Origin of the sequence: Microbacterium luteolum (genome assembly GCF_039533965.1) — a bacterium.
GTDB lineage: Bacteria > Actinomycetota > Actinomycetes > Actinomycetales > Microbacteriaceae > Microbacterium > Microbacterium luteolum.
In genome coordinates this window covers 489,062-513,808 of the sequence record NZ_BAAAUN010000001.1, presented here as the reverse complement: position 1 = coordinate 513,808, position 24,747 = coordinate 489,062, and the positions used below count along the sequence as shown (strand labels likewise).

General features: G+C 67.9%; 22 protein-coding genes and 1 tRNA gene. 7 read left to right on the top strand and 16 right to left on the bottom strand.

Going from position 1 to position 24,747, the window contains the following annotated elements; all coding sequences use genetic code 11:
• Positions 1 to 5 precede the first annotated feature (5 nt).
• Positions 6 to 428, top strand: a complete 423-nt coding sequence (locus ABD648_RS02540) for a GNAT family N-acetyltransferase (protein ID WP_282217156.1) — start codon at positions 6 to 8, stop codon at positions 426 to 428.
• Positions 429 to 443: 15 nt separating this feature from the next.
• Entirely contained in the window at positions 444 to 1,109 is a 666-nt protein-coding gene (locus ABD648_RS02535) for an alpha/beta hydrolase (protein WP_282217155.1), read from the top strand.
• 4 nt (positions 1,110 to 1,113) lie between these two features.
• Here ABD648_RS02535 and ABD648_RS02530 read toward each other — a convergent pair whose 3' ends face one another.
• The 7 genes from ABD648_RS02530 to polA are packed head-to-tail and all read right to left on the bottom strand — an operon-like array spanning position 1,114 to position 10,165.
• Positions 1,114 to 1,860, bottom strand: a complete 747-nt coding sequence (locus ABD648_RS02530; protein ID WP_282217154.1) for a formylglycine-generating enzyme family protein — start codon at positions 1,858 to 1,860, stop codon at positions 1,114 to 1,116.
• 2 nt (positions 1,861 to 1,862) lie between these two features.
• Complete coding sequence (gene yczE / locus ABD648_RS02525) at positions 1,863 to 2,519, bottom strand: membrane protein YczE (RefSeq protein ID WP_282217153.1); 657 nt, start codon at positions 2,517 to 2,519, stop codon at positions 1,863 to 1,865.
• Positions 2,516 to 3,262: an SGNH/GDSL hydrolase family protein gene (locus tag ABD648_RS02520; protein ID WP_282217482.1), complete on the bottom strand. Its 747-nt coding sequence runs from the start codon at positions 3,260 to 3,262 to the stop codon at positions 2,516 to 2,518. Before ABD648_RS02520 ends, yczE begins: the two co-directional genes overlap by 4 nt.
• 49 nt (positions 3,263 to 3,311) lie before the next feature.
• Complete coding sequence (locus ABD648_RS02515; protein ID WP_282217152.1) at positions 3,312 to 4,664, bottom strand: MFS transporter; 1,353 nt, start codon at positions 4,662 to 4,664, stop codon at positions 3,312 to 3,314.
• Between the two features lie 47 nt (positions 4,665 to 4,711).
• A complete protein-coding gene (locus ABD648_RS02510) occupies positions 4,712 to 5,746 on the bottom strand; it encodes an LLM class flavin-dependent oxidoreductase (RefSeq protein ID WP_282217151.1) in 1,035 nt (344 codons plus the stop codon).
• 54 nt (positions 5,747 to 5,800) lie between these two features.
• Positions 5,801 to 7,477 carry a DUF885 domain-containing protein gene (locus ABD648_RS02505; RefSeq protein ID WP_282217150.1) on the bottom strand — a complete coding sequence of 559 codons (1,677 nt, stop codon included), beginning with the start codon at positions 7,475 to 7,477 and terminating at the stop codon, positions 5,801 to 5,803.
• 54 nt (positions 7,478 to 7,531) lie between these two features.
• The gene (polA, locus tag ABD648_RS02500) at positions 7,532 to 10,165 is read right to left on the bottom strand and encodes a DNA polymerase I (RefSeq protein ID WP_282217149.1); all 2,634 of its coding nucleotides are present in this window, start codon (positions 10,163 to 10,165) and stop codon (positions 7,532 to 7,534) included.
• A 45-nt stretch (positions 10,166 to 10,210) separates the two neighbouring features.
• Here polA and ABD648_RS02495 point away from each other — a divergent pair, with 45 nt between their 5' ends.
• Complete coding sequence (locus ABD648_RS02495; protein WP_282217148.1) at positions 10,211 to 10,639, top strand: hotdog fold thioesterase; 429 nt, start codon at positions 10,211 to 10,213, stop codon at positions 10,637 to 10,639.
• Positions 10,640 to 10,645: 6 nt separating this feature from the next.
• Here the strand turns inward: ABD648_RS02495 and ABD648_RS02490 are convergent, their stop codons facing one another.
• The 4 genes from ABD648_RS02490 to ABD648_RS02475 form a co-directional block, all read right to left on the bottom strand.
• Positions 10,646 to 10,915: a hypothetical protein gene (locus ABD648_RS02490; RefSeq protein WP_282217147.1), complete on the bottom strand. Its 270-nt coding sequence runs from the start codon at positions 10,913 to 10,915 to the stop codon at positions 10,646 to 10,648.
• On the bottom strand, positions 10,915 to 11,124 hold the full coding sequence (locus tag ABD648_RS02485) for a hypothetical protein (protein ID WP_282217146.1): 210 nt from the start codon (positions 11,122 to 11,124) through the stop codon (positions 10,915 to 10,917). The genes ABD648_RS02490 and ABD648_RS02485 overlap by 1 nt, the downstream gene beginning before the upstream one ends.
• Positions 11,125 to 11,274: 150 nt before the next feature.
• A complete protein-coding gene (locus ABD648_RS02480) occupies positions 11,275 to 11,850 on the bottom strand; it encodes a GNAT family N-acetyltransferase (protein ID WP_282217481.1) in 576 nt (191 codons plus the stop codon).
• 22 nt (positions 11,851 to 11,872) lie between these two features.
• On the bottom strand, positions 11,873 to 12,493 hold the full coding sequence (locus tag ABD648_RS02475) for an ANTAR domain-containing response regulator (RefSeq protein WP_282217145.1): 621 nt from the start codon (positions 12,491 to 12,493) through the stop codon (positions 11,873 to 11,875).
• 92 nt (positions 12,494 to 12,585) lie between these two features.
• Here ABD648_RS02475 and ABD648_RS02470 point away from each other — a divergent pair.
• The 3 genes from ABD648_RS02470 to ABD648_RS02460 all read left to right on the top strand — a co-directional run bounded on the left by ABD648_RS02470 (position 12,586) and on the right by ABD648_RS02460 (position 15,228).
• Positions 12,586 to 12,668 (top strand) — tRNA-Leu (locus ABD648_RS02470).
• Positions 12,669 to 12,692: 24 nt separating this feature from the next.
• The gene (locus tag ABD648_RS02465) at positions 12,693 to 13,943 is read left to right on the top strand and encodes an alpha/beta fold hydrolase (RefSeq protein ID WP_282217144.1); all 1,251 of its coding nucleotides are present in this window, start codon (positions 12,693 to 12,695) and stop codon (positions 13,941 to 13,943) included.
• A 148-nt stretch (positions 13,944 to 14,091) separates the two neighbouring features.
• Positions 14,092 to 15,228, top strand: coding sequence for a M23 family metallopeptidase (locus ABD648_RS02460; RefSeq protein ID WP_282217143.1), 1,137 nt, complete (start codon positions 14,092 to 14,094; stop codon positions 15,226 to 15,228).
• A 68-nt stretch (positions 15,229 to 15,296) separates the two neighbouring features.
• Here the strand turns inward: ABD648_RS02460 and ABD648_RS02455 are convergent, their stop codons facing one another.
• Complete coding sequence (locus ABD648_RS02455; RefSeq protein WP_344708200.1) at positions 15,297 to 15,797, bottom strand: esterase/lipase family protein; 501 nt, start codon at positions 15,795 to 15,797, stop codon at positions 15,297 to 15,299.
• Here ABD648_RS02455 and ABD648_RS02450 point away from each other — a divergent pair.
• Complete coding sequence (locus ABD648_RS02450) at positions 15,796 to 15,921, top strand: hypothetical protein (protein WP_344708198.1); 126 nt, start codon at positions 15,796 to 15,798, stop codon at positions 15,919 to 15,921. The genes ABD648_RS02455 and ABD648_RS02450 overlap by 2 nt on opposite strands.
• Positions 15,922 to 16,080: 159 nt before the next feature.
• Here the strand turns inward: ABD648_RS02450 and pyk are convergent, their stop codons facing one another.
• The 4 genes from pyk to lgt all read right to left on the bottom strand — a co-directional run bounded on the left by pyk (position 16,081) and on the right by lgt (position 24,742).
• Entirely contained in the window at positions 16,081 to 17,532 is a 1,452-nt protein-coding gene (gene pyk / locus ABD648_RS02445) for a pyruvate kinase (RefSeq protein WP_282217142.1), read from the bottom strand.
• Positions 17,533 to 17,594: 62 nt separating this feature from the next.
• A complete protein-coding gene (locus ABD648_RS02440) occupies positions 17,595 to 19,061 on the bottom strand; it encodes a glutamate synthase subunit beta (RefSeq protein ID WP_282217141.1) in 1,467 nt (488 codons plus the stop codon).
• A complete protein-coding gene (gene gltB / locus ABD648_RS02435; RefSeq protein WP_282217140.1) occupies positions 19,054 to 23,634 on the bottom strand; it encodes a glutamate synthase large subunit in 4,581 nt (1,526 codons plus the stop codon). The genes ABD648_RS02440 and gltB overlap by 8 nt, the downstream gene beginning before the upstream one ends.
• Positions 23,635 to 23,716: 82 nt before the next feature.
• Positions 23,717 to 24,742 (bottom strand): prolipoprotein diacylglyceryl transferase, encoded by a 1,026-nt coding sequence (gene lgt, locus ABD648_RS02430; RefSeq protein WP_282217139.1) that lies wholly within the window; start codon positions 24,740 to 24,742, stop codon positions 23,717 to 23,719.
• Positions 24,743 to 24,747 lie beyond the last annotated feature (5 nt).

Genomic DNA, 24,747 nt, shown 5'->3' with positions numbered 1-24,747 from the left:
GAAGCATGGTCTCCGGCTTCACCTTCTCCTCCGATTCGACCCGCATCGATCGTGCCCAGGTGCACGCCTGGTTGAGCGAGCAGGCCTACTGGGCTCAGGGACGCGCCCGCGAAGTGCAGGATGCCGCGATCGACGGCTCGCGCAACTACGGCGTGTGGAACGAGGACGGCGAGCAGGTGGCCTATGCCCGTGTCGTGACGGATGCCGTCACCTTCGCCTGGCTGTGCGATGTCTTCGTCGACGAGAAGGCGCGAGGGAACGGCGTCGGCAAGATGCTCATCGAAGGCGTCATCGCCGACCTTCAGCCTCTGCCGGTCAAACGCATCCTGTTGGCCACGGCCGACGCGCACGGACTCTACGCGCAGTACGGCTTCGCCCCCTCCGAGGACCCGAACCGGTACATGGTCAAGCACCTGGCTCAGGCCTGAGACGGGGAAGAGCGGGTGATCGACACCGATCCGGCCGTGATCCTCGTGCACGGGCTCTGGCACCAGGGCGCGCACGTGGGCCCGCTCGCTGACGAGCTCCGGAATCGCGGCATCGACGTGCATACCCCGACTCTTCACCGTGGATCGCTCGAGGCCGACACCGCCGCCGTGCAGGAGATCATCGACAGGCTCCCCGCTCCCCCGCTCGTCCTCGGCCACAGCTACGGCGGCGCAGTGATCACCGGCCTCCGTGGCGTGCGGTCCCTTGTCTACCTCGCCGCCTTCGTCCCGACGACCGAGGAGAGCTGTGCCTCGCTCGGCGGCGCTCTCGTGAACGATGCGATGCGCCGAGCTCCTGGGGGTGGGACGGCCGTCGACTCGTCACTGGCCGGCGCCGCCCTCTACGCGGATGCCGATCCGCAGACCGCGGCATGGGCGATCAGCCTGCTTGTGCCGCAGGCGTCAGGGCACGGGCGCGGCGTTCCCGCCCGCGCGGCGTGGCGCGACGTCCGCTCGCGGTACATCGTGTGCGCGGAGGACCGGGCCGTCGACCCTGACGTCCAGCGGATGCTCGCCCGGCGCTGCACGCACGCGACGGAGATCGATGCCGATCACTCGCCGTACATCTCGCGCCCCGGCGAGATCGCGGAGATCGTCGTCTCGGAGCTCTCGCCGAGCTGACGTTTCACCGCCGAAGCGGCGTCCAACCCGGCGGCAATGGGCCGTCGACGACCGCTCGCTCCCGGTCGATCTGCGCGGACCACCCCTGCGCTTCGTCGACCGTGTCGAACGCGCCGCGCGCGAGGCGCATGCCCACGTCGTCCTGATGCGTTCTCGGCGCGCCCCCTCGACGGACCGATGCGCGCACGCTCCAGGCGTCATCCGCGAACCCTCCACCGCGGAACACCCGGTAGTCGTCGTAACGCGCTGGATCCAGCAGGTCCCAGCACCACTCCCAGACGTTGCCGAGCGTGTCGAACAGTCCGTTGAGGTTCGGGATCTTTCCGCCGACGTTCTGCGGCGAGGCGACGCCGTCGGCGCTCGTCCATGCCGCATCCGCGAGGGGCGCGTAGTGCGGTCCCGTCGAGCCCGCGCGACAGGCGAACTCCCACTCCGCTTCCGTGGGCAGGCGGTAGCCGTCCGCCGTGGCATCCCAGCTCACGTCCTCACCGTCGAACAAGTACACCCGGTCGAGACCCTCCCACTCGGATGCGGCATTGCAGAAGTGCACCGCGCGCAGCCAGCTCACGTCGACCGCCGGACGTGACGGATGCCGGACGGCGATGCCGAGCACCTCGGCCATCTGCTCCTCGGTCACGGGGTAGACGCCGATCGCGAAGGGCTCCAGCGAGACCGTGCGCTGCACCTTGCGCCGTGCGTCGTGCAGGGTCACCGAGCCCGCGGGAAGGCGGGCCATCTCGAAGTCGGACATGCTCAGCCCGCGATCCGGATCTCGCCCGTGCGTGTCGCGGGCTCGGTCTCCGCCGTCTCGGGGATCCTGACGGCGAAAACGCGCAGGAAGAACTGGCACAGCGGGCCCACCAGCAGCGCGAACGCGACGGTGCCGACGCCCACGTTCCCACCGAGGACCCACCCGACGGCGACCACGGTCACCTCCAGCCCGGTGCGAACGACCCAGATGGGCCATCCGGTGCGACGGTGCAACCCGGTCATGAGTCCGTCGCGTGGTCCAGGACCGAATGCCGCACCGATGTACAGACCCGTCGCGCCCGACAGCACGAGCAGGCCGACGACGAAGAGCGCTATCCGGATCCAGAGCTCATCCGTCTCCGGGATCAGGAGGAAGCCGATGTCGGCGGCGGGCCCGACCAGCAGCGCGTTGAGGACGGTCCCGATTCCGGGCTTCTGCCGGATCGGGATCCAGAGCAGCAGAACGACCACGCTGACGAGGATCGTGATGACGCCGAACGTCAGCGGCACGTGTCGCGCGATGCCCTGCGTCAGCACGTCCCAGGGCGCCGCGCCGATCATCCCTCGGACGATGAACGAGATGCCGATGCCGTACAGGAACAGCCCGACGAGGAGTTGCGCGATGCGACGAGGTAGCCGCCGACCCCCGCTACGACTCACGAAGGGGTCCGTTCGACCCACGTGGGGTACTTGGCCGCGCGACCGTCGCCGGAGGATGTGCGAGTCACGCGTCGCCGGACCCACGGGCCGACGTGTTCACGGTAGTAGGCGAACCCGGAGGGCCGCGCTCCTCCCCGTTCGCTGGGTGCCCACCAGGGCTCGGGCGGCTCGAAGCCGAGCGCATGGACGACGCGAGCCGCGACACGATGGTGACCGGCCGCGTTCATGTGCAGCCGGTCCTCCGACCAGTAGGCGGTGTCGGAGAGCTCGCGGTCCGGCCAGTTCAACGCGCGGATCACATCCGGCCGGTTCTCGATCCGGCGGAGCACCGCCTCGGACAGCAGGTCGCCGCGGCGCTGCACGAGAGATCCCATCGGCAGTTGGCCGCTGGGGTTCGCGCCGGAGAGCAGGATCATTGTCACGCCCTCCTCGTCGCAGCGCCGGAGTACGCGGCTGAAGGCGTCGGCAATGTGCTCGACGTCGGTCCGCGGCCGCAGCATGTCGTTGCCTCCCCCGTTGAACGAGAGGTGGGTCGGATGCAGGGCGAGGGCGGGCTCCAGCTGCTGCTCCACGATCGGCCAGGCCAGCTTGCCGCGGATCGCGAGGTTGGCGTACTGGATCGGGCGACCCGCCGCATCGGCCCAGCCCTGGGCTGCCAGATCGGCCCACCCGCGTTCTCTGCCGTCGGGAAGGACGTCGCCGACGCCCTCTGTGAAGGAGTCGCCGATCGCCACGAATCGCACATCTGCCACCGCACAAGCCTATTCCCGCGCGCGGCGGGCCAGGCGCACGTCAGCGGTCGTCGAGCGCGATGCCTCGGCGATCGGCAAGACCCCAGGCCGCCACAGCCGCGACCACGAAACAGACGCCGAAGACGACGAACAGCAGCGGCGTGCCGCCCGCGACGAGCAGCACGGGCACGGACAACGGCGCGACGATCGAGGCGATGCGACCGACGCCGGCCGCCCAGCCGGCACCGGTCCCTCGGAGCGAGGTCGGATACGTCTCCGGTGTCACGGCGTAGAGCGCGCCCCACGCGCCGAGATTGAAGAACGACAGGGCCATACCCGAGGCGATGATGGCGAACTCCGTCGTGGCGGTGCCGAAGAACACGGCGGAGACCGCGGATCCGACGAGGAAGACCGACAGCGTGGCGCGTCGGCCCCAGACCTCGATGAGCCAGGCCGCGACGGCGTACCCGGGGAGCTGGGCCAGAGTGATGATCAGCGTGAAGCCGAACGACCTGACCAGGTCGAATCCGGCATCGAGAAGGATGCTGGGGATCCAGATGAACGCGCCGTAGTAGGCGAAGTTCACGCACAGCCAGACGAGCCAGAGGCACAGCGTGCGGACGCGGAACTCCCGGTTCCACAGTGTCGTGAGGCGCGCCCTGGTCGTGATCGCGATCGCGCGGGATGCCGGCTCCTTGCGGATCGCGGGCGCCGCGATGAAACCGGCATCCGCTTCGAAGGTCGACACGATGCGATCCGCCTCGGCGATCCGTCCGCGAGAGGCGAGCCACCGCGGAGACTCCGGCAGTCCCCACCGGATGATCAGCGCGTACACCGCCGGGATGGCCCCCAGTGCGAACGCCCAGCGCCATCCCGCATCGGATGCCGGGATCACGAAGTACCCGACGAGCGCCGATACCGTCCAGCCCACGGCCCAGAACGCCTCGAGGATGACGATGAGCCTGCCGCGGATGCGCGCAGGAGCGAACTCGCTGACATAGGTCGAGGCGACCGGCAGCTCGGCGCCGAGCCCGAGGCCGACGAAGAACCTCAGGACCAGCAGCGCGGCGATCCCGCCGACCAGCGCACTGGCACCGGTCGCGATGCCGTACACGAGGAGAGTGAGCGCGAACACCTGACGGCGTCCGAGACGGTCGGCGAGGAGGCCTCCGAGCGTCGCCCCGACCGCCATGCCGAGGAACCCGATGGACGCGATCCAGCCGGCATCCGTCTTGGTCAGACCCCACTGCTGAGTGAGGGCCGCGAGGATGAAGGAGACGAGGCCGACATCCATCGCGTCGAGCGCCCAGCCGACGCCCGAACCGGTCAGGACACGGAGATGGCGTCGCGTGAACGGAAGGTCGTCGAGGCGCTCGGCGAGCGAGGCACGGCTCGGCAGGGCGGTGTTGGCCATGCCCTCATCGTAGGGGCGCGCGCACAGTCACGGCCCCTACGACGACATCAGTCGCGCTCGGCGAGGATCTTGCGCACGCGCGGGATGACCTCGGTGCCGTAGAGCTCGATGCTGCGCATCATGGACTCGTGCGAGAGGGTTCCCGTGGCGTACTTGAGGTCGAAGCGACCGAGCCCGAGGGTCGTGACGGTGTCGGCGATCTTGGCTGCGACACGATCCGGCGAGCCCGCGTAGATGGCGCCCTCGGGGCCGACGTCGTTCTGGAATCGTGCGCGGCTGTACGCGGGCCAGCCGCGTTCGCGCCCGATGGTGTTGTTCATCGCCTCGAAGCCGGAGTATGCCTCGTCCCAGGCCGCGGCATCCGTCTCGGCGATGTGTCCGGGTGAGTGCACGGACACCGGGTGCGACGTGGTGCCGAAGGAGGCGACCGAGCGGTGGTAGAGCTCGACGAACGGCTTGAATCGCACGGCGGGACCGCCGATGATCGCGAGCATCAGTCCGAGACCATGCCGTGCGACGCGCACGACGGACTCGGGGCTGCCGCCCACGCCGACCCAGGTGCGAAGCCCGTTCTCGGTCTTGGGGAACACGTTCGCGTTCTCCAGGGAGGCGCGCATCGTGCCGGACCAGGTGACGGGCTCCTCCTTGAGCAGCTCCGTGAACAGCTCCAGCTTCTGCTCGAACAGCGCCTCATAGTCGCGGAGGTCGTATCCGAAGAGCGGGAAGGACTCGATGAAGGATCCACGGCCGAGAACGACTTCTGCGCGACCGCCGGACAACGCGTCGAGCGTCGAGAAGCGCTCGAAGACGCGCACCGGGTCGTCGGATGACAGCACGGTGACGGCCGTGCCCAGGCGGATGCGTTCGGTCCGGGCGGCGATCGCCGCCAACACCATCTCGGGCGCGGACACCGCGAATTCCGGGCGATGGTGCTCCCCCACCCCGAAGAAGTCCACGCCAACGCTGTCTGCCAGCTCGGCCTGGGCCACCACGTTGCGGATCGTCTGCGCCCCGGTGAGGAGCTCGCCGTTCGCATCGCGCGTGATGTCGCCGAAGGTGTCCAGTCCGAATTCGATGCTCATGTCATCCCTTTCCATTCAGATGAATGAACACACCGCGGACGCGCCGCATTCCCGTCAGCGCGGAAGGAGCGAGCTGCGCAGGGTGTCGAGACCGACGCCGCCCATGTCGAGCGCCCGCTTGTGGAACTCCTTGAACGAGAAGGACTCCCCCTCGGCGGCGCGGACGGCATCGCGGACCTGTTCCCAGATGCGCTGTCCGACCTTGTACGACGGCGCCTGTCCCGGCCAGCCGAGGTAGCGGTTCACCTCGAACTGCACGAACTGGTCCGACATGTTCACGTTCCCGCGCAGGAACTCGAGGGCATAGGCCGCGTCCCAGGTCCCCGTTCCGTCGAGGCGGGGCTTGCCCAGGTGCACGCCGATGTCGAGCACGACGCGTGCGGCGCGCAGGCGCTGACCATCGAGCATGCCCAGCCGGTCGGCCGGGTCGTCGAGGTAGCCCAGCTGCTCCATCAGGCGCTCGGCGTACAGCGCCCAGCCCTCGGCGTGCCCGGACGTGCCGGCGAGGAGCCGCCGCCAGGAGTTCAGTTCTGCGCGGTTGTACACGGCCTGCGCGATCTGCAGGTGGTGTCCGGGCACGCCCTCGTGGAAGACCGTCGTCAATTCGCGCCAGGTGTCGAACTCCGTGACGCCCTCGGGAACCGACCACCACATGCGTCCGGGGCGGGAGAAGTCGTCGGTCGGGCCGGTGTAGTAGATGCCGCCCTCCTGAGTGGGGGCGATCATGCACTCGAGCGTCCGGATCGCCTCGGGGATGTCGAAGTGCGAGGCGCCGAGCTCCGCGACCGCGCGGTCGCTCGTCTCCTGCATCCATTTCTGGAGCGCGTCGGTGCCGATGAGCTTGCGAGCGGGATCGGCCTCCAGATGGGCGACGGCCTCCTCGACGGAGGCGCCGGGAAGGATCTCGTTCGCGATGGCGGTCTGCTCGGCCACCATGCGGGCGAGTTCTTCGCGTCCCCACTCGTAGGTCTCGTCCAGATCGATCGTCGCACCGAGGAAACGGCGCGAGTTGAGAGCGTAGAGCTCACGGCCGACCGCATCGACGTCGCCGGCCGCCGGCGCGAGTTCCTCGGCGAGGAACCGGCGGAGCTCGTGGTAAGCGACCCGTGCTGCCGCCGAGTTGTCGGCAAGAGTGCGGGCGAGAGACGCGGGAAGCTGCCCCTCCTCCGGGCCGCCTTCGGCCACGAGCGTGGCGAAGAAGCCGTCGTCCGCGGTGTAACGATCGATCTGCGTTGCGACCTCGACGACCTGCCGCCGTGCCGGGGTGACGCCCTCGGCGATCCCCTGACGAAGCGTCTCGGTGTAGCCGCGCAGCGCATCGGGCACCGCGGCCAGTCGTGTCGCGATCACACCCCAGTCGTCGGCTGTGGCGGTGGGCATCAGGTCGAACGCCGACCGCACGTCCTGCGCCGCCGAGGCGATCACATTGAGGTCGCGCAGGTGCCACTTGGCGTCATGCAGTTCGAGGTCGAGACGAAGCTCGGCGCTCAGATCGGTCTTGGTGACCTCGTCGATCGCATCGACGGGCTCGAGCGCCGACAGCTTGTCGAGCGTGGAGCGGGTCGCCGCGGCGATCGCCTCGTGTCCCGCGGGGCTCAGATCGCCGAAGCGGTCGTTCACCTCGTCGCGGCCGATGTAGGTTCCGAGAGTCGGCGCGAGCACAACGATCGTGTCGACCCACTCATCGGCGACCTTGTCGATGGAAGACGGAGTGCGGGGAGCTGAAGTCATCCCTTCAGCCTAATCCCCGGCATCCGCTCGATATATCGGTTCTGTCGGTCGATCTCAGTGCGCGGCTTCGTTCCAGTCCGCACCACGGCCGACCTGTACGTCGAGCGGCACTGTCAGGTCGGCGGCATCGCCCATGCGCGCACGCACGATGCGCTCGACCGCATCCCATTCCCCAGGAGCCACCTCGACCACGAGTTCGTCGTGGATCTGCAGCAGGGCGCGGGATGACAGTTCCTCGGACCGCAGGTCGTCGTGGATGTTCAGGAGCGCGATCTTCATGATGTCGGCGGCGCTGCCCTGGATCGGGGCGTTGAGCGCCGCGCGCTCCGCGTTCTCCCGCAGCACCCGGTTGGGGCTCGCGAGGTCGGGGAACGGGCGACGGCGCCCGAAGATCGTCTCGGTGTAGCCGACCTCCTTCGCCTTCATCACGGACGCACGCAGGTAGTCGCGGACCGCGCCGAATCGCGCGAAGTACTCGACCATCAACTGCTTCGCCTCGGACTGCTCGATGCGCAGCTGCTTGGACAGGCCGAAGGCGGAGAGACCGTAGACGAGGCCGTACGACATCGCCTTCACCTTGGTGCGCATCGCCGCGGTCACCTCGCTCGGCTCGACACCGAACACACGCGCACCGACGAACCGGTGCAGGTCCTCGCCGCTGTTGAAAGCCTCGATCAGCCCTTCATCTCCGGAGAGGTGCGCCATGATGCGCATCTCGATCTGGGAGTAGTCCGCCGTCAGCAGCGCCTCATAGCCCTCGCCGACCTGGAAGGCGCTGCGGATGCGACGCGACTCCTCGGTGCGCACCGGGATGTTCTGCAGGTTGGGGTCGGTGCTGGAGAGACGCCCCGTCTGGCTGCCGGTCTGCACATACGTGGTGTGGACGCGGTGGTCCTCGCCGATGGCAGTGTCGAGCGATTCGATGATCTGACGGAGCTTCGTCGCCTCCCGGTGCTGCAGCAGCAGACTCAGGAACGGGTGCGGGTGCGTCTCCTGCAGGTCGGCGAGAGCGGCGGCATCCGTCGAGTACCCGGACTTCGTCTTGCGGGTCTTCGGGAGCTGGAGATCTTCGAACAGGACCTCCTGCAGCTGCTTGGGCGAACCGAGATTGAACTCGCGCCCGATGCTCGAGAAGGCCTCTTGGGCGACGCCCTCGGCGCGGGTGGCCAGCTCGCCCGAGAACGTCGAGAGTACGTCGTGCGAGACCGCGACTCCGGCGACCTCCATGTCAGCGAGCGTCATCAGGGTCGGGAGCTCGATGTCGACGAGCACCTTCGCGACCGATTCCGGGATGTCCTCGCGCAGCGCGTCGGCGACCCGGAGCGCGAACCATGCCTCCTGGGAGGGCGTGGCCCCCTCGGTCTCGGGGACCAACTGCGAGGGATCGGCCTCGGGCAGCTTCTCGCCGAGGTAGCGCTCGACGAGGTCGGCGAGCGTCTTGTCGGGGAAACTCGGGCGCAGCAGCCAGCCGGCGAGGCTCGTGTCGTAGGCGAGGCCGCCGAGACGGATGCCCTGGCGCAGGAGCGCCTTGATCTGCGGCTTCGCGTCGTGCAGGACCTTCGGGCTCGACGACTCGATCCAGCCGCGAAGGGCGTCGGCCGCAGCATCCGTCCAGTCGGCCTCACGGAGCTCGCTGGTGGTCGCCGCGCCGATGCGGACGGGCTTGCCGCCCTGAGTGGTGATGCGGAGAGCGACATCGCCGTCCTGTGCCGCGGCCCAGGTCGCGAGTTCGGCAGGGGCGACCTCGCCGGGCACGGGCAGCACGACAGCGGAAGCCGGATCGTCGGCGACCTCGCCGGCGCCGACCGCTTCGAAGACGCGCGGGAGGAGCGTGCGGAACTCGAGCCTCGCGAAGATGTCGCGGACGGCCTGGGCATCGATCGGCGTCACCGCGAGATCGCCTGGTGCGACCGGAAGCTCGACGTCGGTGAGCAGGCGGTTCAGCTTGCGGTTGCGCCGCACATCGTCGATGTGGTCGCGCAGGTTGCCGCCGACGACGCCTTTGATCTCGTCCGCGCGATCGAGCAGCTCGTCGAGCGTGCCGAACTGCGTGAGCCACTTCACGGCGGTCTTCTCCCCCACCTTGGGCACGCCCGGCAGGTTGTCGCTGGTCTCTCCGACCAGGGCCGCGATGTCGGGATACTGCTCCGGCCGCACGCCGTAGCGCTCCTGGACCGTGGTCGGGTCGTAGCGCTTGAGCTGCGAGACGCCCTGAACATTCGGGTACAGCAGCGTGACCTCGTCATTGACGAGCTGGATGCTGTCACGGTCCCCCGAGACGATCAGCACGTCGTAGCCCTGCTCGACACCCTGCGTCGACAGCGTGGCGAGGATGTCGTCGGCCTCGATCCCTTCCTTCGTGAGGACGGGAATGGACATCGCGGCCAGGCAGTCCTGGAGCAGTGGGATCTGGCCGCGGAACTCCTGCGGAGTCTCGGACCTCGTCGCCTTGTACTCGGGATACTCGTCGGTGCGGAACGAGTGCCGCGAGGTGTCGAAGGCGATCGCCAGGTGGGTCGGCTGCTCGGCCTTGATCAGATTCACCAGCATCGACAGGAAGCCGTAGATGGCGTTCGTGTGCTGGTTGTCCTTGGTCGTGAAGTTCTCGACCGGAAGGGCGAAGAAGGCACGGTAGGCGAGCGAATGGCCGTCGATGACCATGAGGGTAGGCTTTGCGGAGTCCGTCACCCTGTCAGCCTAACGAGGACGACAGACACCCGCTGAGGAGGATTCATGAGCGACGTCGCGACGAGCGAGGGACTCGACTGGGCGACAGCCCGCGGTATGGGGGCACTGGCTCAGAAGATGGGCATGGAGTTCCTCGAGTTCACCCTCGAGCGGTGCGTCGCCACCATGCCCGTCGAGGGCAACACGCAACCCGTCGGCCTCATGCACGGCGGTGCGTACGTCGTCCTCGGCGAGTCGCTCGGGTCGATGGCGGCGAACCTGCACGCCGGACCGGGACGCCTCGCGGTCGGCGTGGACATCAACGCCACCCACACGCGCTCGGCCACCTCCGGCGTCGTCACGGGCGTCTGCACGCCGGTGCACCTCGGCCGCAGCATCACCGTCCACGAGATCGTGGTGACCGACGATCAGGGCCGACGATGCTCGACGATCCGGATCACCAACATGATCAAGGCTGTTCCTGCCGCGGACTGACCGGCTTCAATACCGGCCGCAGAGGAGTTCAAGCAGCCGCGCGAGTTTCGCGTCGATCTCTTCCACCTGCTGTTCGATCCTATCGAGCCGCCGACTCACTCCCCCGAATCGCGAATCGATGGCGCTGATGCTGTCGATCTGCCGGTTCGTCATCTGCTCAAAGCGTGAGCGTTGCTGAAGAAGCGTGCCGTGGATGGATCGGATCTCCGAATATGCCTCGGCAGGGCTGTAACCGAGAACGGGCAGGATGAGGTCGATCTCTTCGTCGGTGTTCATCAGCGGTGCTTGAGGATGCCGAGAATCTCGCCCGACTGAGCTTTGAGCTCGCCCTGCTGAGCCTTGAGCTCGCCCACCTGCTCGGCAAGACCGTCGAGACGGCGAGTGTGCTCGGTGAGCGTGCCATTCATCGTCTTGAGCAGGTCATAGATCTCCACCGTGTCGTTCGCATTCTGCTCGACCCGGCGCTGTAATTCCACTTGGCTCATCCCCATGAGCACGAGATTACGCCCCACGAGGGGCGAGCAGAACGGTGTCAACAGGAACTGTGTGTAACTTCGACTCACTACAAAATGTGTAGAAAACATCGAACGATCTGAACCAGAGGGAGCCCTGGTCCCGGTCCACCGCCGACACGATCAAGGCCGTTCCTGCCGCGGACTGAGCGGCTCCTCCAGCAGCAGCTGGAACAGCAGGTGGTCCTGCCACTCCCCCGCGATCCGCAGATACCGCGGTGCGAGGCCGATCCTCTCGAACCCGCTCTCGGCGAGCACGCGCTGCGAACCGACGTTGTGCAGCAACGTCGCGGCCTGCAGGCGGTGGAGCCGCAGTTCTTCCCCGGCGTAGGCGGCCACGCGTTCGACCGCACGGGACGCGAGGCCTCGACGCAGACGCGAGACGTCGATCCAATAGCCGAGGTCGGCGCTCCAGAACGCACCGCGAACGATGTTGTTGAGGTTCATCCGGCCGCGGATCTCGCCGTCGTCGGACTCGATGACGAATCGGATGCTGCGGCCCGAGGCGGCATCCGCCTCGCACTCTTGCGCGTGCCGCTCCTGGAACTCCGCCGTGAAGAACGACGCAGCGCGCGTGGGCTCCCAGGGCGCGAGATGCTCGCGGTTCGCGAGGTACGCGCGAGCCAGTGCTGCGCCGTCACCGCGACCAACCGGACGCAGAATGTGCTCGGCGTCGAGCCGAAGCTGAGATTCCGACAGGCTCAATCCGAGCCCTCCGGGCTCACTTCTTCGGCGCGAGCTGCTCGATGATCGCCTTCGCGACGTCCTGCATCGTCAGACGGCGGTCCATCGACGCCTTCTGGATCCAGCGGAACGCCTCGGGCTCGCTCAGGCCCATCTTCTCGTTGAGCAGGCCCTTGGCCCGGTCGACGAGCTTGCGGGTCTCGAAGCGCTCGACCATGTCGGCGACCTCGGCCTCGAGGGTGATGATCTGCTCGTGACGGGCCAGCGCGATCTCGATCGCGGGAAGCAGGTCGTTCGGGGTGAACGGCTTGACGACGTACGCCAGAGCACCGGCCTCGCTCGCCCGCTCGACGAGCTCCTTCTGGCTGAACGCCGTGAGGAGCACGACCGGGGCGATGTTCCCCTTGTGCAGCTTCTCGGCGGCACTGATGCCGTCGAGCTGAGGCATCTTGACGTCCATGATGACGAGGTCGGGGCGCAACTCGGTCGCGAGAGCGACGGCGGTCTCGCCGTCGCCGGCCTCGCCGACGACATCGAAGCCGTTGTCGCGGAGGATCTCGACGATGTCGAGACGGATCAGCGATTCGTCTTCGGCGACGACGACGCGTCGGGGTGCGGATGCCGTGGGCTCAACAGCCTGCTCTTCTTGCTCGGTCACAGATACATCCTAGTGGAGAGGCCCTGTGCACCGGCGGTGGCCCGGCGCTCCGCCCCGTGCGCCTGCGCTAAAGTCGAAGGCGCGACACACGAGCCGGCGTGGCGGAATGGCAGACGCGGAGCACTCAAAATGCTTTGTCCGAAAGGGCGTGTGGGTTCGAGTCCCACCGCCGGCACCCTGATTGCGCTATACAGTCCCTATGGACAGTGGCGCGCCCGCGGCGCACGCACGTCGACCGAGACGACGACGGGTCCTCCTCCTCATCGGGGCCGTCCTCATCGTCGTGCTCGGGCTCGCCGCCGCGGAGTTCGCCCGCCGCTACATCGAGGGTGAAGCCGACCTCAAGACCGACCCGGCGTTCTACTCGTTGCCCTCCCCTGCTCCGACGGGCGAACCCGGGGAGATCATCCGCATCGAGCCGATCGCGAGTGCGCCCGCGGGGTCGTCGGCCTGGCGGGTGATCTATCACTCCCGAGATCTCGCCGGCGATGACGTCCCGGTCTCGGGCGTCGTGATCGTCCCGGATGGTCCGGCACCAGACGGCGGTCGGACCGTGATCTCCTGGGCCCATCCGACCACGGGCGCCGCAGCGCAATGCGCGCCGTCACTCGGCCTCGATCCCTTCCAGTACATCGAGGGGCTGCACGAGCTGCTCGCCGAGGGGTACGCGATCGCCGCGACCGACTATCCCGGACTCGGCGTCGACGGACAGTCGTCGTATCTTCTCGGGGTGCCAGAGTCGAACAGCGTGCTGGACATCGTGCGCGCGGCGCGCAGGATCGACGGTGCCGGCATAGGTGATCGCCTCGTCCTGTGGGGGCATTCGCAGGGCGGGCAGGCGGTGCTCTTCGCGGCGGAGCGTGCATCGTCGTACGCCCCGGAGCTGAAGCTGGAGGGTGTCGCGGTGGCAGCGCCGGCGGCGAATCTGAACGCGCTGATGACCGATGACATCATCGACCTCTCCGGAGTGACGATCGCCTCGCTCGCCATCCCCGCATACACGGTCGCCTACGCGGACCGGTACACCGCGGATGAGATCACCGCGATACTCACTCCTGCCGGTGCGAAAGCCACCCCCGCGATGGCCGAGCTCTGCCTCCTCACCCAGACGAAGGAACTCCATGCGATCGCCGACCCGCTCGTCGGCGGCTATGTGACGAGCGACCCGGCCACCACCGAGCCGTGGAAGACGCTGCTCGAGGAGAACAGCGCCGGTGGCCAGCCGGTGACCGTGCCCGTCTTCGTCGGACAGGGCGAGGCGGACCAGCTGGTGCGCCCGAGTGCGACCGAGGGCTATGTGAAGCTGCTCTGCTCTCAGCAGGCGGATGTCACGTTCCACACGTATCCGGACATCGATCACGGACTGGCCGCCTACGCCGCGCTCCCGGATCTGCTGCTCTGGCTGCCCACTCTGGGAGATGGACGCACACCTGCGGGGAGCTGCGGTTGACATCTCCCCGCGGCAGTTGGGCACAATGAGATGCATGCTCCGTCCTCGACCACGCTCGACCTTCTTCTCCGCTGTTGCACTGTCCTCGATCTCGGTGCTGTTCTTGAGCGGATGCACCGGCCCGTCGGACCCGTCTGAGACGACTGCCATGACGCCGGTCGAGTCCTCTCCCGCGCACTACGATGCCGCTCAGGATGCATACTCCCCGGTGGTTGTGACCGTCACGAATCCGCCGATCGCCGCTCCCGCCACCGACGGACGCATACATCTGGCTTATGAGCTCCTGCTCGTCAATGCCTCGGCATCGCCGGTAACGATCGAATCGGTCGAATCCAGCGCCGACGGCGGCACACTGCAGTCGCTCACCGGCGAGGAGTTGACCGCCGTCTACCGCGGTGTCGGCACGGGGGACGCCAGCGGTACCCTCCCGGGCGGCGGAAGCGCCATGATCTGGATGGACGCGATCGTCGTATCTGCCGCCGAGGTGCCGACCACGATCGAGCACACCGTGACCGTGCGGATGCCCGAAGCCAACCCGCCCATCTACGACTCTGTCATCGTCGAACACGTTCCCGCCGTCATGGTGAGCGTTTCGATTCCCGTCACCATCGGTCCACCGCTGCAGGGCGCGGGCTGGCTGAACGGCAACGGATGCTGCACTCTCACACCGCACCGCGGAGCGGTCAGCCCCATCAACGCCGGCTTCAAGGTGCCGGAACGCTGGGCCATCGATTACGTGCAGCTCACCGAGGACGACCGGCTGTTCACCGGAGACAAGACCGTGGCCCAGAACTACCCGGCCTTCGGCAACGCCATCATCGCAGTCGCCGACGGCCCGGTGGTCGCGATGACCACCGACCGGCCTGAGCAGACACCAGGGGCGAACCCCACTGGCCTCACCCTCGACGAATACGGCGGCAACTACATCGTGCAAGACATCGGCGACGGCCGCTTCGCCTTCTACGCGCATCTGCAGCCCGGCAACCCGGAGCACGTCGAGGTGGGCCAGCAGCTGAAGAAGGGCGAACCGATCGCGCTGCTCGGCAACTCGGGCAATTCCGACGCCCCACACCTGCACTTCCACATCATGGACTCACCGAGCCCGCTCGCCTCGAACGGCTTGCCGTTCCTGATCGACTCGTTCACCCTCGACGGAGTGGTGCCGAGTGCTGAGGCGATCGAGGCAGGCTTCGCCGGCACGCCCTACAACCTCGATACTGCGCTCTCGGGCAATCGCACCTCCGAGGCGCCTCTCGTCGGGGATGTCATGACCTACGCCCCCTGACCGCTGGCCGAAAAGCATCGACGGCGACGTGAACCGGGTAGGAGACACGACCTGGGCCGGAGGAATGCCTACTCGGCCAGGACCGCGAGCTCGGCGAGCACGCGCGGATGGGCGAGGATGCGGAAGTGCCCTCCGGTGTCGAGCCGGACGTTCTTCGCTCCCGCCAGCTCGCTCCCCTCGGGGATGTGCGGGTCGAATTCGGCGTAGATCGAGACGATCCTCGCGTTGACCTCGAGCTGCCGGGTGAGACCCACGATCGACGGGTCATCCGGAGAGAAGGCGCGCAGCGTGCGCATCGGGATCCTCCGTGCGTACCGGGAACCACCGAAGGGCGTCGCGATCGCGAGCATCGCGCGCACCCGGCTCGCCGCACGACCCGTCATGACGAGCTTGCCGGCGAGGCCGCCCTTGCTGTGCGCGACGAGGATGACATCCGTCAGGTCGTTCACCTCGAGGAAGTCGGCGACCTGCTCAGCCATCTCGGCCACCGGCCGCTGGTTCCGCCGAAGCACATCGACCACGTGCACGGGATGGCCGCGCGCATGCAGCGCCGTGATGAGCGGCTGCATGAACCGCCACGTCTCGTACACCCCGGGAAGCGTGACGATGTGCGCCGCGTCGCCCGAGGAGAACTCCGCTGCGTCGGAGCGCGCGAAGGAAGCCCTGAGCTGCCAGTACCCGGCATACGCGTAGTCGGCGAGCCACCAGCCGAGCGCTTTCAGCGGGTTGATGTCGTCACCATGGGCGTCACGGGATCGGGTCGGCGGCTCGGTAATCCCATGGCGGCAAAGCTACCCGATACCGACAGAGGGGCGGGACCGAAGTCCCGCCCCTCTGCTGTGTGTCACCGGATCAGACGGTGGCTTCCTTGTAGATCGGTGCGGCGCCGTTCACGGCATCGCCCACCTTGTGGACGCGGATGTCGTTCGTCGAGCCGACGATTCCGGGAGGGGAACCGGAGATCACGACGACCTTGTCCCCTTCCTGAGCCAGGCCGCTCTTGAGCAGATAGTCGTCGACCTGCAGATACATCAGGTCGGTGTGCTGCACCATGTCGACGAGGGTCGAGCGGATGCCCCACGTGAGCGCCATACGGCGGCGGATGTCGGGCTCGGGCGTGAAGGCCAGCATCGGGATGCGCGAGCGCAGACGCGAGAGACGACGAGCGGAGTCGCCCGACTGCGTGAAGACGCAGAGGAACTTCGCGTCGACGAACTCGGCGACCTCGAGGGCGGCGAGGGTGATCGCACCGCCCTGGGTGCGCGGCTTGGTGGTGAGCGGCGCGATGCGCTCCAGGCCGTGCTCCTCGGTCGACTCGATGATGCGGGCCATGGTCTCGACGACCACGACCGGGTAGTCACCGACGCTGGTCTCGCCGGAGAGCATGACCGCATCGGCGCCATCGAGCACGGCGTTGGCGACATCGGAGGTCTCGGCACGCGTCGGCACCGGGCTGTTGATCATCGACTCGAGCATCTGCGTCGCGACGATGACGGGCTTCGCCATGCGACGGGCGAGCTCGACAGCGCGCTTCTGCACGATCGGGACGGCTTCGAGCGGCAGTTCGACACCCAGATCGCCACGGGCGACCATGATCGAGTCGAACGCGTCGACGATCTCTTCGAGGGCATCGACGGCCTGCGGCTTCTCGACCTTCGCGATGACCGGAACCCGGACACCCTCTTCGGCCATGATCTCGTGCACGCGGGTGACGTCGGACGCGTTGCGGACGAACGACAGCGCGATCAGGTCGGCGCCGATGCGCAGGCCCCAGCGGAGGTCGTCTTCGTCCTTCTCGCTCAGCGCGGGGACGTTCACGGCGACACCGGGAAGGTTGATGCCCTTGTTGTTCGACACGGCTCCGGCGACGATGACCTTCGTGGTGACGACGACGCCATCGGTCTCGACGACCTCGACGCGCACCTTGCCATCGTCGATCAGGAGGAAGTCACCGGGCTTGACGTCCTGCGGCAGACCCTTGAAGGTCGTGCCGCAGATCTCCTTGTTGCCGATGATGTCTTCGGTGGTGATCTTGAAGATGTCGCCCTTGGCGAGCTCGTAGGGGCCGTTCTCGAACTTGCCGAGACGGATCTTCGGCCCCTGGAGGTCGACGAGGATGGCGACAGCGCGGCCGGCGTCGTCCGCGGCACGGCGCACGTTGGCGTAGTTGTTCTCATGCACGGAGTAGTCGCCGTGGCTGAGGTTCAGGCGTGCGACATCCACCCCCGCATCGATCAGTGCGCGCACCGTCTCATAGGTGGAGGTGGCGGGGCCCAGGGTGGCGACGATTTTCGCGCGTCTCAACAGAATTCTCCAGGGTAGAAAAGTGGGGGAAGGTGAATCAGGCGACGGTGCCGCGGCTCAGCCTACGCGGGCTGGAGTCCGATCGCGACATCATGCGGTCGCACCGGCTCGGGAAGCACCGTGGTGCCCATCAGGAACCGATCGACGTTGGCTGCAGCCGCGCGGCCCTCGGCGATGGCCCAGACGATGAGGGACTGCCCGCGTCCGGCATCTCCGGCGACGAAGACACCGGAGACCGTGGACTCGTAGGTGGTGTCGCGACGGAACGCACCGCGGTCGGTCACCTGCGGGAGGGTCTCCTCGGTGTAGCCGTCCTGCTCCGGACCGGTGAAGCCCATCGCGATCAGCACGAGGTCCGCGGGGATCTCGCGCTCGGTGCCGCTCTTGGGAACGCGACGGCCGTCGATGTACTCGGTCTCGGCGACGCGGAGTGCCCGCACCTCGCCGACCTCGTTCGCGAGGAACTCGACGGTGGAGGCGAGGAACATCCGCTCGCCGCCCTCCTCGTGCGCGGACGCGATCTCGAACACGGTCGGCATCATCGGCCACGGCTGGTGGTCGGGACGCTCGGTGCCGGGCTGCTTGCCGATCGCGAGGTTGGTCACGCTCAGCGCGCCCTGTCGGTGTGCGGTGCCGATGCAGTCGGCGCCGGTGTCGCCGCCGCCGATCACGATGACGTGCTTGCCCTCGGCGGTGATCTGATTGGTGACCTTGTCACCGGCGACCGCGTGGTTCGACTCGACCAGGTACTCCATGGCGAAGTGCACGCCGTCGAGGTCGCGCCCGGGGATCGGAAGGTCGCGCGGCACCGTCGCGCCGGTCGCGATGACGACCGCGTCGTAGCGTGCGCGCAGGTCGGCCCAGGAGATGTCCTTGCCGATCTCGACACCCGCACGGAAGCGGGTGCCCTCTTCCTGCATCTGGCGAAGACGCGTCTCCAGCTGTCCCTTCTCCATCTTGAAGTCGGGGATGCCGTAGCGGAGCAGTCCGCCGATCCGGTCATCGCGCTCGAACACCGCGACCGTGTGTCCGGCGCGTGTCAGCTGCTGCGCGGCGGCGAGGCCGGCGGGGCCGGATCCGACGACGGCGACCGTCTTGCCGGTGAGGCGCTCGGGCGGCTCGGGCTCGACCCAGCCCTTCGCGAAGGCCTCGTCGATGATCGAGACCTCGATCTGCTTGATCGTGACCGCGGGCTGGTTGATGCCGAGCACGCACGAGCTCTCGCACGGTGCCGGGCACAGCCGTCCGGTGAACTCCGGGAAGTTGTTGGTGGCGTGCAGGCGCTCGATGGCCGCACGGCCCTCGCCGCGCCACGTGAGGTCGTTCCACTCAGGGATGAGGTTGCCGAGGGGGCAGCCGGAGTGGCAGAACGGCACACCGCAGTCCATGCAGCGGCCGGCCTGGCGCTGCAGCACGGCCTTGTCGCCGCGCTCATAGACCTCTTTCCAGTCCATGATGCGCACGGGCACGGGACGTCGTGCGGGGAGTTCCCGCTCGGTCACCTTCATGAAGCCTTTGGGATCAGCCACCGGTCACCTCCAGGATGCGGTTCCACACGATGTCGCCGTCGGGGTCGATCCCCTCGGCCAATGCTTCTTCGCGCATGCTCCGCACGGCGGCGAAGTCACGGGGAAGAACCTTGACGAACTCGGCCGCCGTCTCCTCGAAGCGCTCCAGGAGAGCGGATGCCCGCGGCGACGCGGTGCGTTCCACGTGCTCCGTCAGCAGGCTGCGCAGCACCTCGAGGTCGGCGCGGTCCAGCTGCTCGAGCAGGAGCTCTCCGCTGCCGAGGGACTGCGCGTTCACCTTGCCGGTGTCGAGCGCGTGCACGTAGGCGACGCCGCCGGACATTCCGGCGCCGAAGTTGCGGCCGGTGCTGCCGAGGATCACGGCGAGTCCGCCGGTCATGTACTCGAGCGCGTGGTCTCCCACGCCCTCCACGACGGCGGTGGCGCCCGAGTTGCGGACGAGGAACCGCTCACCCACGACACCCGAGATGAACATCGTGCCGGAGGTCGCACCGTAGCCGATGACGTTGCCGGCGATCACGTTCTCGTGCGGCGCGATCGAGGAGCCGCGCGGCGGACGGATCGTGATGTCGCCGCCGGACAGGCCCTTGCCCACGTAATCGTTGGCGTCGCCCTCCAGCCGCAGCACGATCCCCGGCGGCAGGAACGCGCCGAGCGACTGCCCTGCGGTTCCGTGCAGGGTGACGTCGATGGTCTCCTTCGGGAGCCCCGCGGCGCCGTGCCGCGACGTGACCTGGTGGCCGAGCATCGTGCCGACCGCCCGCTCGGTGTTCGCGATCGGGAGCTCGACGACGACGGGCTCGCCGTTGAGGAGCGCGCCCTTCGCGATGTCGATCAGCTGCACGTCGAAGTGCTTCTCGAGCTCGTGGTCCTGCGCGCGACCGCTGCGACGCGGCTCGCCGGCCGGAAACACGGGGCCGTCGAGCACCGGGCTGAGATCCAGGCCCTCGGCCTTCCAGTGGTCGACCGCGGCATTCATCTCGATGAGGTCGGCACGGCCGACGATCTCGTCGATCGAGCGGTATCCGAGCTCGGACAGGAGCTCGCGCACCTCCTCGGCGATGAACTCCATGAAGTTGACGACGAACTCCGGCTTGCCCGTGAACCGCTCGCGCAGAGCGGGGTTCTGCGTCGCGACGCCGACCGGGCACGTGTCGAGGTGGCAGACGCGCATCATGATGCAGCCGCTCACCACGAGCGGGGCCGTGGCGAAGCCGAACTCCTCCGCGCCGAGCAGGGCGCCGATGATCACGTCACGGCCGGTCTTGAGCTGACCGTCGACCTGCACGACCACACGGTCGCGCATGCCGTTGAGCATGAGGGTCTGCTGCGTCTCGGCCAGGCCGAGCTCCCACGGCGTTCCCGCGTGCTTGAGCGAGTTCAGCGGACTCGCGCCCGTGCCACCGTCATGCCCGGAGACCAGGATCACATCGCTGAGCGCCTTCGCCACACCGGCAGAGACCGCGCCGATGCCCGACTGGCTCACGAGCTTGGTGTGGATGCGCGCCTCGGGGTTCGCCCTCTTCAGGTCGAAGATGAGCTGCTTGAGGTCCTCGATCGAGTAGATGTCGTGGTGCGGCGGCGGCGAGATGAGCCCCACGCCGGCGGTCGCGTGACGCGTGCGCGCCACCCACGGGTACACCTTGGTCGGCGGCAGCTGGCCGCCCTCGCCGGGCTTGGCACCCTGCGCGAGCTTGATCTGGATGTCGTCCGACTCGGTGAGGTAGAGGCTCGTGACGCCGAAGCGGCCGGACGCGACCTGCTTGATCGCGCTGCGACGCTCGGGGTCGACCAGGCGGTCGGGGTCTTCGCCGCCCTCACCGGTGTTCGACTTGCCGCCGATCCGGTTCATGGCGATCGCGAGGGTCTCGTGCGCCTCGCGGGAGATCGAGCCGTAGCTCATCGCTCCCGTCGAGAAGCGCTTGACGATCGCGGACACCGGCTCGACCTCGTCCAGCGGGACGGGCTTGCGGGTGCCGGTGCGCAGGCTGAAGAGTCCACGCAGCGTCTTGAGCTCCGCAGCCTGGTCGTCGACGAGCTTCGTGTACTCGCGGAAGATGTCGTAGCGACGCGTCCGCGTGGAGTGCTGCAGCTTGAAGACCGTCTCCGGGTTGAACAGGTGCGGAGAGCCGTCGCGACGCCACTGGTACTCGCCGCCGGTCCACAGGCGCTCGTGCGCACGGGCCGCGGCATCCTCCGGGTAGGCGTAGTCGTGACGCGCCTGGTTCTCGGCGAAGATCTCCTCGATGCCGATCCCGCCGAGCTTGGACTCGGTCCGAGTGAAGTAGGCGTCGATGAACTCCTGGCTGAGGCCCACGGCCTCGAAGACCTGGGCGCCGGCGTAGGAGGACACCGTGGAGATGCCCATCTTCGACATGATCTTCAGCACGCCCTTGCCGAGCGCGTAGATCAGGTTCTTGACGGCCTTCTCCGGCGTGATACCGGTGATGTAGCCGGTGCGCACCAGGTGCTCGACCGTCTCCATCGCCAGGTACGGGTTGATCGCCGAGGCGCCGTAGCCGATGAGCGTCGCGACGTGGTGCACCTCGCGCACGTCGCCCGCTTCGACGATGAGACCGACCTTCATGCGGTTCTCGCGGCGGATCAGGTGGTGATGGATCGCCGAGACCATGAGCAGCGAGGGGATCGGCGTCAGATCCTTGTTCGAGTCGCGGTCGGACAGGATGATGAACTCGGCGCCGTTCTCGATCGCCTCGTCCACCTCCGCGCACATCTCGGTGAGACGCTCGGCGAGCGAGTCGGGCCCCGAGTCGAAGTGGTACAGACCGCGCACGGTCACGCTCGACCGGTCCGGCAGGGCCTTGTCGATGTGGCGGATCTTCGCGAGCTCGTCGTTGTCGATCACGGGGAAGTCGAGCGACACGGTGCGGGTGTGCTCCGGACCCCACGAGAGCAGGTTGCTCTCCGGACCGAGACCGAGCTTGAGGCTCGTGACGACCTCTTCGCGGATCGAGTCCAGCGGCGGGTTGGTCACCTGCGCGAATTGCTGCGTGAAGTAGTCGAAGAGCAGGCGCGGACGCTTGCTGAGCACGGCGATCGGGGTGTCCGATCCCATCGCGCCGAGGGGCTCGACACCGGTCTGGCCCATCGGGGTCAGCAGGATGCGCACCTCCTCCTCGGTGTACCCGAACGTGCGCTGACGGCGGGTGATCGAGGCCGGCGGGTGCACGATGTGCTCGCGCTCCGGGAGATCCGCGAGTCGCACCGCTCCGGCGTCCAGCCAGTCCTGCCACGGGTGCATCGTGGAGAGCTCGCGCTTGATCTCCTGGTCCTCGACGATGCGCCGCTGGGCGGTGTCGACGAGGAACATCTTGCCGGGCTGCAGGCGGCCGCGCCGCTTGATGCGCTCCGGCTCAAATGTCAGGACACCGGTCTCCGAGCCGATCACGACGAGGCCGTCGGTGGTCTCGGTCCAGCGACCGGGGCGCAGGCCGTTGCGGTCGAGGGTGGCGCCGACGAGCGTCCCGTCGGTGAAGATGAGCGCGGCGGGTCCGTCCCACGGCTCCATCTGGTTCGAGTGGTACTCGTAGAAGGAGCGGAGCTCGGGCGTGATGTCCGACTGCTTCTCATACGCCTCAGGGACCATCATCATGATGGCGTGCGGAAGGCTGCGGCCCGTGAGCGTCAGCAGCTCGAGCACTTCGTCGAAGGAGGCCGAGTCACTGGCGCCGTCGGTGCAGATGGGCAGCAGCGGCGCGACGTCGCCGAGCAGTTCGGACTCGAGCTGCGACTGACGCGCGCGCATCCAGTTGCGGTTTCCGCCGACCGTGTTGATCTCGCCGTTGTGGGCGAGCATCCGCAGGGGCTGTGCGAGAGGCCACGACGGGAAGGTGTTCGTCGAGTACCGCGAGTGCACGACGGCCAGCTCGGAGGCGAAGCGCTCGTCCTGGAGATCGGGGTAGAACGGCTCGAGCTGGAGCGTCGTGACCATGCCCTTGTAGCCGAGCGTGCGGCTCGAGAGCGAGACGAAGTAGGCGCCGAGCTCGTGGCCGGCGCGCTTGCGCAGACGGTAGGCGACGCGGTCGAGCGCGATTCCGGTGAGCGGGGCCTGTGCATGGGTGGCGCCGCCGGCGCTCACGAACAGCTGCTCGAAAGCCGGACGGGCCTCGTCGGCGAGCTTGCCGAGGTTGTCGTTGGCCGTCGGCACCTCGCGCCAGCCGAGCACGCGCAGTCCCTCGGCGCGGGCGATCTTCTCGATCCCGGCCTTCTGCTGGCGACGCTCGCTCGAATCGCGCGGCAGGAAGGCGAGCCCTGCGGCGTACTCCCCCACCGGGGGCAGCTCGAAGCCCGCCACCTCGCGCAGGAAAGCATCGGGCATCTGCGTGAGGATGCCCGCTCCGTCGCCGGTGCCGGCATCCGACCCGATCGCACCGCGGTGCTCCAGGTTGCGCAGCGCCTGGAGCGCGAGCGCGATGATGTCGTGTCCTGGCGTGCCACGCAGCGTCGCCACCATGGCGAGGCCGCAGGCGTCCTTCTCGAACGCCGGGTTGTACATGCCCTGCTTGGCCGGGTAGTGCAGCCCGACGGGTGCGCGGAGGTCGCTCGATGCCATGCGGTACCGTCCTCAGATCTTCAGGTGACCCGGGGACGTCATTGGCCGGGTGGATGCGTGGGGTTCCTCACGGAAGAGGAGGCTATCGAGAGCCGTCCGTGTCCGTGGGAGCGACGCTTGTGGCGCTGGCTCCTGCGGTGACTTCTTCGGCCGGAGGCTCGCTCAGGTCCACGAAGTCAGAGGGATTGTCCTGCGATTCTACATCAGCGCCTTCGTCACTCCGTCCGCGGCCCGGCTGGTAGGGCGACGGCTCGAGGCCGGGGTGACGGCGCGTCTGCACGATCAGGATCGCGAGGCCCACGACGACACCGATGATCGCCGCCCAGACGTTGCTGCGCAGGCCGAGGATGATCTCGCTCGGGTCGATGCGGATCGACTCCCAGACGACGCGTCCTGCGCTGTACCAGATGAGGTAGATCGCGAACAGGCGACCCCACTGGAAGAAGAGCTTGCGGCCGAGCCACAGCAGCACGAGAACGCCCAGACCGTTCCAGAGCACCTCGTACAGGAACGTGGGGTGGAACAGCGTGCCCTCGGGAAGGCCGGGAGGGAAGGCGGAGTTCGTCGACTCGATCTCGAGTCCCCAGGGCAGGTCGGTCGGCAGGCCGAAGAGCTCGTGGTTGAACCAGTTGCCGAAGCGGCCCATGGCCTGCGCGAGCAGGAGGCCGGGCGCGAGGGCGTCGGCGAAGGTCCAGAAGCGGATGCCGGTCCACCGGCATCCGAGGTAGGCGCCGATCGCGCCGCCGATAAGCGCTCCGAAGATGGCGATGCCACCCTCCCAGATCGCCCAGACCGAACCCGGCTCGAAGGGGTTCCAGGTGTTCTTGCCCTCGCCGAAGTAGAAGTTCGGGTGGGTCAGCACGTGGAAGATGCGCGCGCCGATGATCGCGATCGGGACCGCGAGGATCGAGATGTCGATCACGACCCACGGCTCCGCACCGCGCTTGGTCAGGCGGTGGTTGGTGATCAGCGCGGCCGCGATGATGCCGGCGATGATGCACAGGGCGTAGAAGTGGATCCGAACCGGCCCCAGGTCGAAGTACGACACAGGAGGGCTCGGGATGCTGGCGAGCACGCCGTTGAAGGTGCTGTGGAGCGCGAGGGACATGAGTG

Bases quoted from the DNA above. Each gene is read 5' to 3' on its own strand.
- ABD648_RS02540 (WP_282217156.1), top strand. From the start codon at position 6: ATGGTCTCCGGCTTCACCTTCTCCTCCGATTCGACCCGCATCGATCGT.
- ABD648_RS02530 (WP_282217154.1), bottom strand. From the start codon at position 1,860: ATGTCCGACTTCGAGATGGCCCGCCTTCCCGCGGGCTCGGTGACCCTG.
- ABD648_RS02515 (WP_282217152.1), bottom strand. From the start codon at position 4,664: ATGGCCAACACCGCCCTGCCGAGCCGTGCCTCGCTCGCCGAGCGCCTC.
- ABD648_RS02510 (WP_282217151.1), bottom strand. From the start codon at position 5,746: ATGAGCATCGAATTCGGACTGGACACCTTCGGCGACATCACGCGCGAT.
- ABD648_RS02505 (WP_282217150.1), bottom strand. From the start codon at position 7,477: ATGACTTCAGCTCCCCGCACTCCGTCTTCCATCGACAAGGTCGCCGAT.
- ABD648_RS02495 (WP_282217148.1), top strand. From the start codon at position 10,211: ATGAGCGACGTCGCGACGAGCGAGGGACTCGACTGGGCGACAGCCCGC.
- ABD648_RS02490 (WP_282217147.1), bottom strand. From the start codon at position 10,915: ATGAACACCGACGAAGAGATCGACCTCATCCTGCCCGTTCTCGGTTAC.
- ABD648_RS02485 (WP_282217146.1), bottom strand. From the start codon at position 11,124: ATGAGCCAAGTGGAATTACAGCGCCGGGTCGAGCAGAATGCGAACGAC.
- ABD648_RS02465 (WP_282217144.1), top strand. From the start codon at position 12,693: ATGGACAGTGGCGCGCCCGCGGCGCACGCACGTCGACCGAGACGACGA.
- ABD648_RS02460 (WP_282217143.1), top strand. From the start codon at position 14,092: ATGACGCCGGTCGAGTCCTCTCCCGCGCACTACGATGCCGCTCAGGAT.
- ABD648_RS02450 (WP_344708198.1), top strand. From the start codon at position 15,796: ATGAACCGCCACGTCTCGTACACCCCGGGAAGCGTGACGATGTGCGCC.
- ABD648_RS02455 (WP_344708200.1), bottom strand. From the start codon at position 15,797: ATGCAGCCGCTCATCACGGCGCTGCATGCGCGCGGCCATCCCGTGCAC.
- gltB (WP_282217140.1), bottom strand. From the start codon at position 23,634: ATGGCATCGAGCGACCTCCGCGCACCCGTCGGGCTGCACTACCCGGCC.
- lgt (WP_282217139.1), bottom strand. From the start codon at position 24,742: ATGTCCCTCGCGCTCCACAGCACCTTCAACGGCGTGCTCGCCAGCATC.